Source organism: Okeania sp. SIO1H4, from assembly GCF_010672695.1.
GTDB classification, from domain to species: Bacteria; Cyanobacteriota; Cyanobacteriia; order Cyanobacteriales; family Microcoleaceae; genus Okeania; species Okeania hirsuta.
Genome location: NZ_JAAHGB010000014.1, coordinates 73,345 through 90,348, shown reverse-complemented (window position 1 = coordinate 90,348; position 17,004 = coordinate 73,345). Strand labels below are relative to the sequence as shown.

The window sequence follows — 17,004 nt, the reverse complement described above, 5'->3', positions numbered from 1 at the left end:
AAAGGTTTCAGCCTTTTTGGAGGGAAAAAAGTGCTAGCTTTTTGGTATAAAAAGTTCATGCATATTAGTATTGAGGGCAAACAAAGGCAGAACAATCTTGGGACAACTCTTCTTCCTACCTCCTCTATAATTCCCATTCCTCCTGACTCCTGTCTCCTGTATTCCCCTCCTGGGAGGGGGAGGGGCGAGGGGTGGGTTGTCTCTTACCCTCACCCATAAGACTTTTTCAGCAAACCCTAAATAGATAGTTCTCAAATGGGTTCTATGCTATTTGCTAGTGCTACCCACTGCTGCACGCTTAAATCTTCTGCACGAACTTGAGGATTTACTTTTAACTTTTCTAGTAATGGGAAGAGGCGATCGCGTTCAATAACTGCTTTAAGATTATTCCTTAACATTTTCCGTTTACTAGAAAAACCTAATTTAACTAATGTTTCCATTTGTTTAGGATTATTTGCCTGGGGTTCTATTAATTGAGGGCGTAGTCGTATTACTGCTGAGTCAACTTTTGGTGGGGGATAAAATGCTTTGGCAGGTACATCACAAATAAATTCACAGTTGGCTAAATATTGAATTTTTACTGAGAGGGAACTATAAGCTTTTGAGTCTGGTCGAGCGCAGATTCTATCCGCTACTTCTTTTTGTAATAATAAGACGATTAAATCATAACTATTAGCTACAGGTTGGGCAATTGTTCCTAATAGTTTTTCTAGGATTGGTCCGGTAATATTATAGGGTATATTAGCTACAACTTTATTAGGATTTTGGAAAGCTGGAAATTGTGCCAAATTTGTTTCTAAATCTAGGGATAAAATATCTCCTTGTAACAATAAAAAATTTTCTACAGAGCCAATTTTTTTAACTAACTTTTGACATAAATCTCTGTCAATTTCTACTGCAACAACGGAAGCTGCTAGGGGTAATAAACGATGAGTCAGGATGCCTGTACCTGGACCAATTTCTAGGAGGCGATCGCTGTCGGATAATTCAGCAGCTTGGACAATTTTATTGAGAGCTTTGTCACTCCTCAACCAATGTTGAGCAAATCTTTTTCGGGGTTGAATAGTCATTTCAGTTATCAGTTATATAGCAGGGAACAGGGAACAGGGAAAAGGGAACAGGGAACAGGGAATAGTACCTCTGCAATCAGGGGACTGGAACTGAGGAATATTCTCTTTTTTTATCTTCTTAAAAGATTCAGCACCAGACCCAAATTTTTTTGTCATAATATAGCAACCCTAAATGATTTGTGAAAAAAAACTGTAGGGGTTTGGTCTTTTCATCCCATTTTAGCTTGGGGAAAGGAGACCAAACCCCGTTAGATAAAATGTTACAACCTATCAGGATTTACACAAAAATAGTTGTGTTTTTGCCATAAATCACCAATAATTAAGGTTGAAATATTGAAATGTTGTCAGATAGTAATTTGTCTCAATTTGGCTTTTAAAAATCATCTTAAGTAGACAAGCTTTACTAAGTAAAAAAAAGTATGTTACAAAACTATGGTCTATAGGGAAAAGGGAGCAAATATTTGTAGCAAATAATTTGAAATTTTCTGGAGACCGAATTTTCGTGATATATATATATATATATATATATATTAAGTTCTCAAATTTATACTTTTCAAAAAATATCACTTTTTTTGGATAAAATAAAATATGATGTCAATATCCGATCTAGACCAAGAACTAGAAATACTAACTTGTGATGATAAACCGCTTTGGGATACATGGTTATCGATGTTCCACTTCCCTACACTTACTGTTGCAGACGAGCTAGGACTTTTCTCTTTATTAGACAAAAAGCCTGCAACTGCTGAAGAAGTAGCAACAAATTTGTCTTTAGGGTCTCGTGCTACTGAAGCACTTTTAGGAGTAATGACATCACTAGGCTATCTTGTGCAGTTTAAGGGAAAATTCCATCTTACCCAGGTATCACAAAATTTTTTACTTCCTGATAGTCCTTACTACTGGGGTGGTATACTGCATTTTATGCGCGATAACCCTTTGTCACATTCAGAACTGCTAGAGGCTGTCCAAAATGATAGGTCTAGTATTTATGACGAGAAGGGTATTTGGGAAACTCACGAAGCAGATCAAGAAAAGGCTGAAGCTTTTACTAGACACATGCACAGTCAAAGTCTTACTCCTGCACTTGGTGCTGCCTTGAGAGGTGACTTTTTTGGTGTCAAACGTCTTCTCGATGTGGGAGGTGGTTCTGGTGCTTTTTGTTTTGCCTTAGCTCGGCGTTACCCCCAAATGCACTGTACTATTTTAGAATTACCAACAGTATGCGACATAGCACAAGAATATATAGCAGAAGCTGGATTATCTGATAGAGTAGATACTTATGTGGGAGATTTTTTCCAACAGCCTTTTCCTTCTGGGTATGATGCAATTCTCTTCAGTAATATTTTTCACGACTGGGGATGGGAAAAATGTTTACATCTAGCAAAACAAAGCTTTGAAGCATTACCAAGTGGAGGTCGCATTTATATAAGTGAAATATTATTAGGAGATGGAAAAGATAACCCTCCAATTGCTACTTCATTTTCAATGTGCCTGTTTTGGGTTACTGAGGGTAAACAATACACTGCTAATGAGTTTAATCAACTTTTGCAAGAAGTTGGGTTTGAAGAAATATCAATAGTTCAAACTCATGTTTATTATTCACTCGTTAGTGCTAGAAAACCTTAACAAAGTTAGAAGTCATCAAATCCGGTAGTATTGGTATAGAAAAATGTAGAAACCGGGTTTGTTTCAAATACCTAGCACTTAAGGTCTACTTCCTACAAACCCGGTTTATTATCATTTTCTTTGTGGGTTTAATACCCCACCGTCAACGGGGGTGTTCACGCATTACTTGGGGGAGCGAATCCCCATGTAATTTTCCTCCTGTCTCCTGTCTCCTGTCTCCTGTCTCCTTCTTCAAAACACTTGAAAGCAAGGGGATTTGATATAGTTGTTTTTGTAAGAAGCATTTGAACAACCTACAAAAACACTTCAATACACCATTTTAAGCTTGACGTGCCACTACTAATTGCCTATTCCCTTTTTCCTACTGAAGAGATTTCCAAAGATTTTGAATTAGCATTATTTGCTTACCAATTGGGAGATAACGTTCAAGAGACAAAATATTCTGATCATTTTGAAAATCTGCAAAATTCTGCTGAAATGCTGCATAAATTTTCAGGTTCATATTTAATAGTTGATCGTCAACAATATTCAAAATTAATTGTTCTTGATTGTTAAAGTTGTCGTCATCCCTAATAATTAATTTACCAGGACGAAGAGCAAAATCACCAGAATAGTCAAATTTCATCCAAAAATCCACTTCTATATTGGGCTGAGTATTGTCTTGATCAAAATAAATTTTTAAACGCCGTTCCTGAATATCCCATAGGGGATATTCTTTTTTGATTGCAGGATTTGGTTGGATATCAATGTTAGAACGAACATAAATTTTATCTTGAATATTTTTTACCTGATAAATAGCATTGACAAATGTATTTGTACCGCTAACTTCTGGAAGTGACAAATAATTATTAAAATCAATTATTCCTATTGAAGAGAGTAACTGTAAAGCATGAGGCAATTCAAGTAATGGTGGGTCTGTAGTATATGCTAAACCATTTTCTTTAGAAAAATAAATTTCTACTTTATATAAATTAGGAATACTCGAATAATTACTTGAAGTTAGGGAAAGCTTTTGTTTTTTTTCCTTGATAAATTTTTGGATTTCTCGTTTAATAAATTTAGGAAAGTCTGAATAATACCACTGATAAGCTACTGCTGCTTTTATTTCATATTTGTGAATTATTTCTGCGATTTCCAGCATTTCTTCTAGGTTTTTTACAACTGGCTTAGGTAATATAAAGTGTTTCACACCAGCTTCGATATATAACATTACTTGTTCATATACTAATTCTGGCTTTAAAGCTATCTCGATTACTTGTCTGGCTTTTTGTTGGTTATTTAAGTGTTTAAAATAGTTATCATACCATTGACGAAAACTCTGAAATAGATAAGTTTGTGGTTTATTTTTGCCTAAAATACTATCAGCAAATAAGGAGGAAGTAATTACTGGATCGACAATAGATACTATTTCCCAAAAATATTCATTTTTAGCATATTTAGTTCCAATATAATTTTTTCCGTAACGTCCATAACCAACAATTGTTGTTGGAAAAATTGAAGCTTGATCGGATAGATGAGACTGACTGTCAGGATTTTTGGTAGCAACCGAGTCAGTTTGATGTTGTAGTAATTTTTTTTGCCCTTTCATAATTTTCTTATAATTTATTTAGGTTACTATAACATTCTTAAACAAACTTAAACTATGACAGGAGATAGAAGGTTAATTATTGATATTCGGTCGCTTCAGACTTTCCATCACAAACATTTGGTCAACTCACAGCTAAAGCTAAAGATTATTTAGATGCAGGTGTATTAAGGGTGTGGGTTGTTGATAGTAAAGCTAGAAGTATTACAGTTTTTTTGTATTCAGATGCAGTACCACAAACTTATATAGGAAATCCCCTATTTAGGAACTCTTTATTTGAAGGATTAGAATTAACTGCTGGAGAAGTATTAATAAGGGGAGAATTTCCACTAAAATTACTTCCAGTTACAGGGAAAAAAGATGAGTACAAAATTTGCTGTAAATTATCACTCCTGACTCTTGACTGCCACCAAAATATTACAATATAAATACTCAAAAGTCGGCATAATTTTAAAGACGAAATGGTACAAATAAAAAATCAACTTACATTACAAGAGTTTCTTGAACTTCCACCAGGAGAAGGAGATATTATTTATGAATTTATTGATGGAAAAGCAATCGCAAAAATGTCACCCAAATTTTTTCACTCTAAAATAACTCGTGCTTTGCTTTATTTAATAGATGAATGGTGCGAGGGAAAAGGGCAAGTTTTTCCAGAATGGGCGGTTAAATTAACTCGTCAAGGGAAAGATTGGGTGCCTATACCAGAAATTTTATATGTTTCTTATGAGCGCTTATCTCCAGAATGGATAGCAGATGATTTTTGTCCTGTTTTGCCCGATCTAGTAATAGAAATAATTTCTCCTGGGCAAACATTTGGTCAACTCACAGCTAAAGCTAAAGATTATTTAGATGCAGGTGTATTAAGGGTGTGGGTTGTTGATAGTAAAGCCAGGAGTATTACAGTTTTTTATCCAGATGCACCACCACAAACTTATATGGGAGATACCCTATTGATAGATTCTCTATTTGAAGGATTAGAATTAACTGCTGAACAAGTATTTACCAAAGCCGGAATTCCTACTTTTTTTCATAAAAATGTTTAATTGAAGAAGGAGACAGGAGACAGGAGACAGGAGACAGGAGGAAAATTACTTATGGATTCGCTCCCCCAAGTAATGCGTGAACACCCCCGTTGACGGTGGGGTATTAAACCCACAAAGAAAATGATAATAAATATTGTACTAATTGTACTATATGATTTGAGGCGTTGGTTATTTGAGATATGATATCATGTCCGGATAAGAGGGCGAACAAAAAACTTTCTCTTCTATTATTCTTTGTTCTTATTTCTTCCCTCCCAACCCACCCCTGGGAGGGGTTAGGGGTGGGTTGATTCCTAAAGAATTAAGATTAATCTCATACACGCTCTTCAGCAACGCCTGATTTTAATATACATTTAATTTCCTATTGAAGAAGGAGACAGGAGACAGGAGACAGGAGACAGGAGACAGGAGACAGGAGGAAAATTACATGGGGATTCTAACCCCAAGTAATTTTGAACACCGTGTAGACGGTGGGGTATTAAACCCACAAAGAAAATGATAATTTTTTCTGGTTTTTATGGAGAAGATTGTGACAATTTCTTCCCGAGTAAAAATTCCAATTCTGGAGAAATAATTATAGTTCTATTATTGTCTATTATTAGGTGTTTATTTACCTCTTGCTCTGTTAAAATCTGTTTGTTTATATAAGTTTGTAATAATTTATCAATAATTAGAAAAGAATGATAAATAACTGATGTTAATTTGGCTCCAGGAATATGAATATATTGTTCGCCAGTTTGATGCTGATACTGATAACGAATAGGATTATGATCTCTTTTAGCAGTTTCTAATTCATTTGCTGGTTCTTGACCGGGATAAACTTGAAGATTTTTTTTCAATTCTATTGGTTCTAACTCTGCTACCCAAGGTATCCATTGAGATACTCCTTGTTGAATAGCTTGGAGAATAGAAGCTTCATTTCGATTGCCAAAATAGTCAGTTTCACCCTTTATCCAACTTATCCAGTTTTTAGGTAAATTGATTGGAGTTTGAGTGAGAGGAACATAGAATTCTGCTTGATTATATTCTAATCCATAAAAAATAGCCAAATTATCCCCACCTGTTTTGATGATTCCTGCGTATTGCCCACGAATTAGTAATGTACTGGAGAAACCTTCTATCAATTGAGGAATTTTAGTCTTGAGGGTTTCTGGAATTTTATATATCCCATAGGCTTTTAATTTAACAATATTTCCTGCTTCTTTCTCTCCTGAAAAAGAGGGGATTGGAATTTCCAATCCTTCTGCATATCCTGTATTAATAACTGTGTTAAAGTACAAACTTTTTTCATGGTTAATATTCAGTTCAAATCCTTGGTTGCTGAGTTCAACATTAGTCACTTTATGATTAGTTTTCAGATTAATTTTTTCCTCTTTTATTAATTGATTAAGCAGTTGAATTAAATGATTACAATATTTGTCGATATTTAGAACTGGTTGTTTAACTTTAACTGCCCCATTGAAGAAATTTTTGTCTCCAGTTCCCCATAAAATTTCTTCTATATCAATCTCCTGAACCAGTTCTTGTACAGAGCCGAAAATTTGATATGATGGATAATTATTAATATGGTTCCTATAAATTACTATCAAATTTTTACTAACATCTTTGATAGTTACACCAGGTTGAGCTTTTATATAGAATAATAAACATCATCAGTTTCTTCTCTTACTACAATTTTTTTATACTCAGAAATGCCACTAAACTTACGAACTTTTTTACAAGCGACAAATCCAGGAAGAACTTTATTTTTAAGAGATAATCCTGAAGAAGATAATAATTATTATATTGATTTTTCTTCGGTGCGGGGTGGTCAGATTATTGAGAATCTACGAGATAATATTACTTTGTTATCGCCAGATGAAGCGACTTGCGAATTATTTACTGGACACATTGGATGTGGAAAATCTACAGAATTGCTAAGACTTAAAGCAGAGTTAGAGAGAGAAGGATTTCATGTAGTTTATTTTGACTCTGGGGAATATTTGGAATACCATGATGTGGATATTGCAGATATTTTATTGGCGATCGCTCATAGGGTAATAGAAAGTATTGAGCGACTAGAACTTGAGGAAGCTACAGGACTTGAAAGATTATTTCAAGGTGCAGTTAAGGTATTACAAAAGGAGTTTGAACTGGAGGAAGTTGAACTGAAACCTCAAATTCCTAATGTTCCTGATGTTGGAGTTAAAGCGAATAAAAAGGGATTTAGTCTTTCTTTTGGTATGGGTAAGATTACTGCTAAAGCAAAAGAAAGTTCTGAATTAAGGAAGAAGTTGAGGGAGTATATAGAGCCTCGAATTAGTAATACTATTGAAGCAATTAACCAAGAAATTATAGAGCCTGCTATTGAGAAATTGCAACAGCAAGGTAAGAAAGGATTGGTGGTAATTATTGATAATTTGGATCGTATTGAAGATAATAAAAAGCCTTGGGGAAGACCTCAACCAGAATATGTTTTTGTAGATCGGGGACAGCAGTTACGTCAGCTAAAATGTCATCTTGTTTATACTATTCCTTTATCGTTGCGATTTTCTAATGATTATGGATATCTGACTCAGAGGTTTTTGACAGATCCAAATGTTTTGCCAATGGTATCAATAAAGTTGCGTGATGGTAGTAATTATCAGGAAGGAATTGAATTATTGCAACAGATGGTTTTAGCAAGAGCTTTTCCTGAACTGGAGTCAAATAAACGTCTCGAAAAAATCACGGAACTTTTTGATAATCCTAAAACTTTAGAGTTGTTGTGTTTTGTTAGTGGTGGTCATATTCGTAATTTGTTAAGGTTCCTATATGACTGTATTCGCCAGGAAAGGAAATTACCTCTTTCTGGTGAGACTTTGAAACAAGTAATTCAAAAAAAGCGCGACCAAATGGTTTTGGCAATTGAACCTTATGAATGGGAATTATTGCGTCAAGTAGTTGAGTCTAAAAAAGTAACGGGAGATGATGGGTATAAGATTTTAATTCGGAGTATGTTTGTTTATGAGTATCGTGATGCTGAAGGATCTTGGTTTGATATTAATCCAATTTTAGAAGGTGCGGAAGAATTAAACAGGACTTAGGCAACATAAGAAAATATATACCATCTGTAGGGGCGAATGGCATTCGCCCCCATACAAATAGCTTGTTGTCTAAGAAATTACCTAAGTCCTATTAAAGTTATGAATGAATCAAATTTATCTTTTGAGAGTTCTGATAATGAGCGATCGCTTGAAGATATTGTATGGACAATTGAAATGTCTCAGGGACAGTTTTGTTTGATATTAGCTTTATGTGACTCAACTAAGTTGCGCGATAATATGGCACAAAAATTACAAGAAATTTGCCCAAATATAGAAGAGATTTTTCTCAAGTCATCGGATACTTTAATCTATCCCCAACTTAAGGATATAAACAGTCAAAAACATCCATCAGCAATTATGGTTCGTGGTTTTGAGTCAGTTACAAATATCGATCGAATGTTAATTTCTTTGAATCAATTAAGAGAAGAGTTGTGGAAGTCTTTTAAGTTTCCTATAATTTTATGGATTAATGGGGAAATTGCCAAAAAAATGATTCGACTTACTCCAGATATTGAGAGTTGGGCAAGCATAACTAATTTTAGTAGTTTCTCTGGAAAAGAGATTGATTATCGACAAGAAAGGGTAGATATATTTCATAATAATCAAGGTTCTGAAGATAGCGATCAATTGAATAATAATAATTTTTTAATTGAGTTGTTTTCGAGATTTTATGTTCTTCAGGAATTACGCAAATAAACCGGGTTTTTAGGAGTATATTAATCAGTTTTAAATATAAAATTACGAGCTGTTTTTTATCAAAATAGACTATAAGTTTTAATTGAATTTTCAAAATTAAATGAAAGACTCTTTTAAACCCACCGTACAAATGGCGATAGCTATTCTTGCAGCAGCTACGAAGCAGCAAAACCAGGGAATAAAACTAGCCAAATCTGGTAATGTAGAAGAGGCTATATCTGCTTTTAGAAAAGCTTTAAAACTAAATCCTAATATCAACCTTGATAGTACAGGAAAAACTGAAGAAAAAGACCCCCAATCCTTTGCCAAAAAATTAGCAGTATCTACCAAGATATATCGGGGTACAGAACTAGCAAAATCTGGTAATGTAGAAGCAGCTATATCTGCTTTTAAAAAAGCTTTAGAACTAAATCTTAATACCAACCTTGATAGCACAGGAAAAACTCAAGAAATAGATCCGGAATCCTTTGCCAAAAAATTAGTAGTATCTACCAAAAAGATAGATGAGGGTACAAAACTAGCCAAATCTGGTAATGTAGAAGCAGCTATATCTGCTTTTAAAAAAGCTTTAGAACTAGATCCTAATATCAACCTTGATAGCACGGGAAAAACTGAAGAAAAAGACCCCCAATCCTTTGCCAGAAAATTATCAGCATCTACCAAGATAGATCGGGGTACAGAACTAGCCAAATCTGGTAATGTAAAGGCAGCTATATCTGCTTTTAAAAAAGCTTTAGCACTAGATCCTAATATCAACCTTGATAGTACAGGAAAAACTGAAGAAAAAGACCCCCAATTCTTTGCCAAAAAACTAGCAGCATCTACCAAGATAGATCGGGGTACAAAACTAGCCAAATCTGGTAATGTAGAGGCAGCTATATCTGCTTTTAAAAAAGCTTTAGAACTAAATTCTAATATCAACCTTGATAGTACAGGAAAAACTGAAGAAAAAGACCCCCAATTCTTTGCCAAAAAACTAGCAGCATCTACCAAGATAGATCGGGGTACAAAACTAGCCAAATCTGGTAATGTAGAGGCAGCTATATCTGCTTTTAAAAAAGCTTTAGAACTAAATTCTAATATCAACCTTGATATTACGGAAAAAACTCAAGAAAAAGACCCCCAATCCTTTGCCATAAAATTAGCAGCATCTACCAAGATAAATGAGGTAGTCATGCTAGCCATATCTGGTGATTTAGAGGCAGCTATATCTGCTGTTAAAAAAGTTCTTAAAGGAGAGAAAAAAGCTGAAGCTGAAGCTGAATCCTTGGTCAAAACATTAGCAGCACCTCGGAAGATCAAAGAAGGAATAAAACTAGGAAAATCTGGAAAATCTGAAGAAGCAGTAGCCATTTTAAGAGAAGCACTACAATGGAACTCTGGGATTAATATATATAAGCACTTAAGTCAATTTAATGGTGGGCTAAATCAATGGGCAGATCAAGTTTACAATTCTCTAGAAGAGAAAGAAAAACCAGTTGCTCTGCGTATTTTCTTGGAACTTGTCGAGATAGAAAACGAAACAACTAATTCAGGTAAAGTTAATTATAAACCCAGCCGAGCTTTTTTAGAAGATTTACCAAATCCAGAGCAATCTCTGGAATTTTTACAGCAAGTGACAGGCAAGTTGGCTGACAAAAAAAATAGGTTAATTAGCATACATAATTTATCCTCTGGGAATACAATTTTATCTATTGCATATGAACCCTTGTTAGATGATTGGATAACTTTACAAAAATGGCTCAAAGATTATCAAGCTGTAATAGAAGTAACACGGGAAATTGAAATGGCAGCTCAAAATTGGAAAAATTATCCATCTTATAGTTTGCTATTGCTAGAAAAAAAATTAGTGGAAGCGGAGAATTATTTAAAAGAATATGGGCATTTAGGACTATTAAAAGGTTTTGGTTATGAATTTATTGAAGCTAGCAAAGAGTTGAAACAAAAACAAATAGAGGAAGAACGTAGTCGATTAGAAATTGTCAATAAACAATTGGAAAAATTAAATCAACTTAAAGATGAATTTTTATCTAATACCTCTCACGAACTCCGAACACCTCTCAACGCTATAATTAACCTGGCGGAGTCTATGATAGATTCTCCCACCGATCGACTATCTGAATCCCAGAAGAGCAATTTATCTCTTATTATTTATAGTGGTTCTAGACTAACTTATCTTATTAACGATATTCTAGATTTTTCAAAACTTAGAAACAAGGATATTCAACTTCAACAGAAATAAATTGGTCTAAAAGAAATCACTGAAATAGTTATTACCTTAAATCAACCTTCAGTGAAAAATAGCGCCTTGAAACTGATTAATTCTATTGATAATAATTTACCCCCTGTATATGCTGATGAAAATCGTCTGCAACAAATTCTATTCAACCTTATTGGTAATGCTATTAAATTCACTGAACGGGGTAAAATTGAAGTATCAGCAAAATTGCTTTCTGAGAAAAGTCAGAGACAATTAGAAATTACTATTTCTGACACAGGTATTGGTATTTCAGAAGATAAATTAGACAGTATTTTTGAATCCTTTGAACAAGCAGATGGAACTATCTCCCGTGAATATAGGGGAACAGGTTTAGGTTTAGCAATTACCAAACAACTTGTTGAGTTACACGGTGGCAAAATTGGTGTAAAATCAGTGCTTGGAAAAGGTTCCCGCTTTACCTTTACTTTGCCTGTGTCTGAGAAACCAGCAGAAAAAATAGAGACTTCACCAATTTTGTCTCCAGTAGTACAGACAATTGATGTAAATCCTGAAGTTGATGCAGGCGATCGAGACGTCACGTTAGCAAAAAAACATGGAGAGTCCAGGGAAAATAATTCGGCAAAAGTTCTGATTGTTGACGACGATCTTGTGAATCTAGAAGTGCTTGGTAATCATCTTTCTAATAATAACTATTCTGTGAATCGAGCTGACAATGGACGAGAAGCATTACAAATTCTGGAGAAAGGTTTCCAACCTGATCTAATTTTACTGGATATAATGATGCCAGGAATGACAGGTTTTGAAGTTTGTCAAAAAATCCGAGAGAAGTTATCACCTAATGAACTTCCTATTATTTTTCTCACTGCAAAAAATCAAATTTCTGACTTAGTAAGAGGTTACAATGTAGGGGCAAATGATTTTATTACTAAACCTTTTTCTAAAGGGGAATTATTAGCACGAATCAAAACTCATATTAGCTTAAAAAAGAAAAATCAGGAAGTTCAAGAGCAGCGTCTACGAGCTGAAATTGCTGAAATTGAAACATTAATCTCTTTATCTCAAGCTCGTCTATTATCTGATGATTGGTTAGGTTCTTTGGATGCTGTTTTTCAAGCGGGTAAAAAGTTACAAAATGTGCAAGTTCCACCCGATATGAAAATGAAAGTAACTTGCCAACTTAGACAAGTAGTTAATAACATTTCAGAGAAAAATAGTTTCCAATTTCATACAGCTAAAGTTAACAAAATTATCTTTAGTCCAGATGGTAAAACTTTAGCTTATGCTAGCAATGATGGTACAGTAAAAATCTGCCGATTAGATGATAGTTCAATAGTTACTCTTGAAGGTCATAATAATCCAGTGACCAGTGTTAGTTTCAGTTTCGATAGTCAAATATTAGCTTCTGCAAGTCAAGACAATACTGTAAAACTCTGGGAATTAGATGGTACTGAAATAGGAACCTTTGAAAATAAGGGAAATAAAGTAATTTTTTCTCCTAATGAACAAATATTAGCTTCTACTAGGGAAGGAACAATAAAGTTTTGGCAAATAGATGGTACGGAATTGCAAATTACCTCTGATTTAAAAGTAATTGAAGACTTAAGTTTTAGTTCATTGGAACAGATTTTAGTTTGTGCTACTGAAGAAGGTATTAAACTGTGTCAATTAAACAATCCTAATATACTAAGCATTCATTCCGATCAAGATTGGGTAACAAGTATTAGCTTGAGTTATAGTGGAAAAAGTTTAGTTTCTGTCAGTCAAGATGGTGTAATAAAACTCTGGCATTGCAATGATGGTAAATTAGAAGAACGGAAAAGTTTTACAGGACATAAAGAGTCAATAACTAGCTTTATAATTAGTCCTAATGGTGATAAATTTGCCTCAAGCAGCGAAGATAGGATAGTTAAAATATGGGATTTACAAGGCAATATAATTAATACATTTAGAGGTCACAGATACAAAATTACAAGTCTTTGTTTCCATCCCAATAATCAAATTATAGCTTCTGCTGATAATAGTGGTGTAGTCAAAGTATGGAGTTTAAGAAATAACAAACCACCAACTTTTTGTCCTCATAAAAGCAAAATTACAAATGTTAAATTTAGTCCGGATGGTAAAACTCTAGCTTCTGCTGATGAATATGGCAATATAAAATTATGGCAAACAGATGGAACAGAACTTGAAAGTTATCAAATTTATAAGAAAAAAATAACCGATATTAGTTTTCATCCAAATAGCAAAATTATTGCTTTTAGTAATGATTATGGTAATGTTGAATTTTTATCACTAAATAATAGTGAAACACCATTACCTATACTTCAAGATTTCGGAATTACTAACTTAAATTATTTTGGTTCTGATGGTAAATTTATAGCCTTGACTCAAGAAAATCATCTTGAAATATATGACCAAGATTGTAACCAGTTAGCTTTAGGCAGAAATGGCGATCGAATTATTAGTATGGATGTTAGTTCCAATAGTCATACTTTAGCCACTGTTGGTGCAGATAATAAAATAAAAATATGGAATTTCACAGGCAATAAACTATTAGAAAAATTCTCTTTTTCAACTAATAGTAGTACAGTGACTCAAATTAGCTTTAGTCCTAATGGAAAAATCCTGGCTTCAGCTAGTGAAGATTGTACTATCAAACTTTGGAATCTTAATGGTAAAGAGTTAGCAATTTTCAAAGGACACAGCAAAGCTATTACTAGCATTAGCTTTAGTCCTGACGGTAAAATTTTAGCCTCTGGTAGTAATGATAATACTATCAAATTGTGGAGTCTTATTAATAGGACTGAAATATATACATTACAAGAACATACCCAACCGATTACAAGTATAGATTTTAGTCCTGATGGTAAAACTTTAGCATCTGCGAGTAATGATAAGACAGTAATTCTTTGGAATTTGAATCTTGATGATTTACTGCATCGTGCTGATGAATGGTTACCTGAGCATTTCAACCTACATTCGCACTACAATAAGTACATGAAGAGAGGAAATTGACCACTATAACTTTCTTCTTACTTTTGACTTCTTACTTCTTACTTTTGACTTCTTACTTCTTACTTTTGACTTTTGAACAGCGCTACATTTCAGTAAAATGTTTATACAATAAATGATGAATAAATTGATAGCGATCGCCTACTCTTTGCAATAATAAACGACTAGCAGCATAATTGAGAAAACGACGATAATTCCAGGGAATATGCCCATTAAAAAATAGAATAATCCGCAGCACAAGATTTTTTAGTCCGGGCAAACCAAAGAACATCCCAATAATTACACCTCCAATAGCACCAAGAATTAAACCTTGGTATAAATCGAAAACCAAGGTAAAAATAAACCCAAAAATAAACCCCCAAAATAACACACTAATCAAATTAACAATTAACTGATATGCCTGTAACTCGCCGTTAGAATCTAACCAAGCTGGCCGTAGTTTTTCTATTGTAAATTCCTGGCTGTTATCTGCGGCCATTCGTTGTGCTAGCCATGCCAACCATCGTCTTGTCTGTTCCGGCAGTGGTTCCTGATTCTTAGAATACCAATTATAGTTATTCTCTCGCCCTAATTGACGACGAATATAAGCATTTAATAAATATTTTTCTCTTCCCTGTTGAGAAGTAATTCTTCTCCAAGCAGCAATTAAAATTTCCTCATAAGCTAAAGTCATCATACTCAACATTAATGGTATTTCAGCTAAGTTTAATAACTCTGGTTCATCCTGAAGATAATGCCAAAGTTCTCTACTACTAGCTGCTAATAAATAATCTTGAATCTGACCTGTTGTTAAAGACTGTAATAATACAGCAGCATTTAATTTAAACTTAGTCCGACAATTTTTATAAGTGGCAAAACTACTACAAATAACTAAATCCTTTGGTTGCAAATATACTGATAATTTATTAATTTCTTCTAAGCAATTTTTAGATAATTCTGGAGATACTCGATCAAATCCATCTATGAGAAGTGACAATTGCTGATTTTCTAGCCAATTCCTAATAACCTTTTTGGGTATCTTGTACTTAAATTTAATTTGATTAACTAACCAATCTGAAATATCCTGATTTTTATCTTGCCATGTCGAAAGGTCTAATAATACTGGAATAGATGTTTTGGGTTCTTTTTCCGCCCGAATTACTAGCTTTCTAGCTAATTCTAGTAAAGTTGTAGTTTTTCCACCCCCAGGATTTCCTAATATAAGTAATTTTCCTTTCATTCGGTCAAAAACTTGGATAATACTTATTTTTGCTGGTAGTTGAAAACTAGGGCGCTTTCCTACTTTTACTTCTATATCCCAAGAACGTTTTAATTGTTGGGGTGGTCGCTGACGAACAAGATTAACTATCACTGCATGGTGTAGAGACTGCGATCGCAGTTGCAGAACTTCTCTTTTAACTGTATTTAATAGTTTATCGCGATTTCTTTGCACCTTCGTATATTTCTATTGTTAAATGAGTTAGTTAGCTGTTATCTTAAAATAACTATATAGCAGGGAATAGGGAATAGGGAACAGGGAACAGTGGAAAAAGCTTTTTCTCTGTCTCAGGTTCATCATCAACATAAGTCAAACACCAACTCGTTCCTTTCTATGTTTATAGTTATTTTATCGTTAAAATATTAACAGCATATATCTGTCTTAATAGCTGATAGTGATACCTGTGATAAAAATGCAAATTAGCCAAGAAAGTTAACATAAAATCTAGTTGATAAAGGGGTAAAAATTATGTCATTCAACATGGGACAATTAATCGTTACAGGAATAACTGGCCTTGCTAGTGCTACCTCTGTTGCTTATTTCACAATTCAGTCTGATTTGTCACAATTTACTACTAATTCTTTACAGACACAAAAATTGGATAGCAACCTAGTTTCAGTGGTTCCTAAACATCAACTAAAATCTTCACATTCAACTCCTAATTCCTCAGATTTAGTTAGTCAAAATTCAACTCCAGTTGTGATTACACCACCAACATCGGGGTGTAAAATTCGTATGGCCATAGTAGACGACCCTGAACCACCTCTAAATGTTCGTAGCAGTCCAGAAGTTAGAGAAGGCAATAAAGTTGCTCAACTTAACAATAATACCTTTGTTTCTGTCGCAGATGAAAAATCTGGCTGGCTACGAATTACTAATCCAGTTATAGGTTGGGTTGCCAAGAACCGAACTCGTAGCACTTGTGCCAGGGTAGATAAGACTATTACTTTTTCCCCAGAAAGTAACACAGCTATTGTTAGAGGGGAGATGATTGGTACTGGTAGTCATAACTATCGGGTTAGGATGATCCAGGGTCAGACCATGACTATCAAAAATTTTGGGGATGTATTTCCGGCAATTATTAGTCCTGATGGCCAACTTATGGCAAGGGAACCTAATATTGAAGGTAATGAAAATGAATGGACAGATACTATGCCTATCAGTGGAGTATATACTTTACAATTAGATTCTAATTTCCGTGGATTTGAATATGAATTTTTAGTAGAAATTAAAGACAACAGAAATTTTTAATACAAATCTCAAAAAAACTGTTGATTTTAGTTCTTTCTTTCTAATACTATACTGAAGTGAGGCTTAAATTATTAAGTAATTAACACAGACTGAATAAATTTTTTGATAATTAGCACGCCAGTTATTGTTAATTATTCTTATGTTTACTTCTCTGTACGAACGTTGCATGGAACGTCC

The 17,004-nt window shown here is 34.1% G+C and carries 13 protein-coding genes; 9 read left to right on the top strand and 4 right to left on the bottom strand.

Annotation, left to right across the window (positions count from 1 at the left end):
- Positions 1-251 precede the first annotated feature (251 nt).
- On the bottom strand, positions 252-1,070 hold the full coding sequence (rsmA, locus tag F6K06_RS13385; protein WP_124144525.1) for a 16S rRNA (adenine(1518)-N(6)/adenine(1519)-N(6))-dimethyltransferase RsmA: 819 nt from the start codon (positions 1,068-1,070) through the stop codon (positions 252-254).
- Positions 1,071-1,658: 588 nt separating this feature from the next.
- On the opposite strand from rsmA, the gene F6K06_RS13380 reads away from it, so the two are divergent.
- Positions 1,659-2,696 (top strand): acetylserotonin O-methyltransferase, encoded by a 1,038-nt coding sequence (locus F6K06_RS13380; protein ID WP_240038904.1) that lies wholly within the window; start codon positions 1,659-1,661, stop codon positions 2,694-2,696.
- Between the two features lie 361 nt (positions 2,697-3,057).
- On the opposite strand, the gene F6K06_RS13375 is transcribed toward F6K06_RS13380, so the two are convergent.
- Positions 3,058-4,284, bottom strand: a complete 1,227-nt coding sequence (locus F6K06_RS13375; protein WP_287241526.1) for a Gfo/Idh/MocA family oxidoreductase — start codon at positions 4,282-4,284, stop codon at positions 3,058-3,060.
- Between the two features lie 170 nt (positions 4,285-4,454).
- On the opposite strand from F6K06_RS13375, the gene F6K06_RS33960 reads away from it, so the two are divergent.
- The 3 genes from F6K06_RS33960 to F6K06_RS13360 all read left to right on the top strand — a co-directional run bounded on the left by F6K06_RS33960 (position 4,455) and on the right by F6K06_RS13360 (position 5,826).
- Entirely contained in the window at positions 4,455-4,709 is a 255-nt protein-coding gene (locus F6K06_RS33960) for a hypothetical protein (protein ID WP_353734886.1), read from the top strand.
- Between the two features lie 33 nt (positions 4,710-4,742).
- Entirely contained in the window at positions 4,743-5,327 is a 585-nt protein-coding gene (locus F6K06_RS13365) for a Uma2 family endonuclease (protein ID WP_124155779.1), read from the top strand.
- A gap of 364 nt (positions 5,328-5,691) precedes the next feature.
- Positions 5,692-5,826 (top strand): hypothetical protein, encoded by a 135-nt coding sequence (locus F6K06_RS13360; RefSeq protein ID WP_275670293.1) that lies wholly within the window; start codon positions 5,692-5,694, stop codon positions 5,824-5,826.
- Between the two features lie 16 nt (positions 5,827-5,842).
- On the opposite strand, the gene F6K06_RS13355 is transcribed toward F6K06_RS13360, so the two are convergent.
- The gene (locus F6K06_RS13355) at positions 5,843-6,916 is read right to left on the bottom strand and encodes a hypothetical protein (RefSeq protein ID WP_287241528.1); all 1,074 of its coding nucleotides are present in this window, start codon (positions 6,914-6,916) and stop codon (positions 5,843-5,845) included.
- Positions 6,917-7,018: 102 nt separating this feature from the next.
- Here F6K06_RS13355 and F6K06_RS13350 point away from each other — a divergent pair, with 102 nt between their 5' ends.
- From F6K06_RS13350 to F6K06_RS13335, 4 genes are all read left to right on the top strand, one after another.
- A complete protein-coding gene (locus F6K06_RS13350) occupies positions 7,019-8,392 on the top strand; it encodes a P-loop NTPase fold protein (protein ID WP_124146842.1) in 1,374 nt (457 codons plus the stop codon).
- Between the two features lie 99 nt (positions 8,393-8,491).
- Positions 8,492-9,088, top strand: a complete 597-nt coding sequence (locus F6K06_RS13345) for a hypothetical protein (RefSeq protein ID WP_124146843.1) — start codon at positions 8,492-8,494, stop codon at positions 9,086-9,088.
- Between the two features lie 100 nt (positions 9,089-9,188).
- On the top strand, positions 9,189-11,330 hold the full coding sequence (locus tag F6K06_RS13340; protein WP_287308894.1) for a tetratricopeptide repeat protein: 2,142 nt from the start codon (positions 9,189-9,191) through the stop codon (positions 11,328-11,330).
- Positions 11,331-11,396: 66 nt separating this feature from the next.
- Positions 11,397-14,321 carry an ATP-binding protein gene (locus F6K06_RS13335; RefSeq protein ID WP_287241532.1) on the top strand — a complete coding sequence of 975 codons (2,925 nt, stop codon included), beginning with the start codon at positions 11,397-11,399 and terminating at the stop codon, positions 14,319-14,321.
- 82 nt (positions 14,322-14,403) lie between these two features.
- On the opposite strand, the gene F6K06_RS13330 is transcribed toward F6K06_RS13335, so the two are convergent.
- Complete coding sequence (locus tag F6K06_RS13330) at positions 14,404-15,750, bottom strand: NACHT domain-containing NTPase (RefSeq protein ID WP_124146846.1); 1,347 nt, start codon at positions 15,748-15,750, stop codon at positions 14,404-14,406.
- A gap of 294 nt (positions 15,751-16,044) precedes the next feature.
- Between F6K06_RS13330 and F6K06_RS13325 the strand changes: the two genes are divergently transcribed.
- On the top strand, positions 16,045-16,827 hold the full coding sequence (locus tag F6K06_RS13325; protein ID WP_124146847.1) for an SH3 domain-containing protein: 783 nt from the start codon (positions 16,045-16,047) through the stop codon (positions 16,825-16,827).
- Positions 16,828-17,004: the final 177 nt, after the last annotated feature.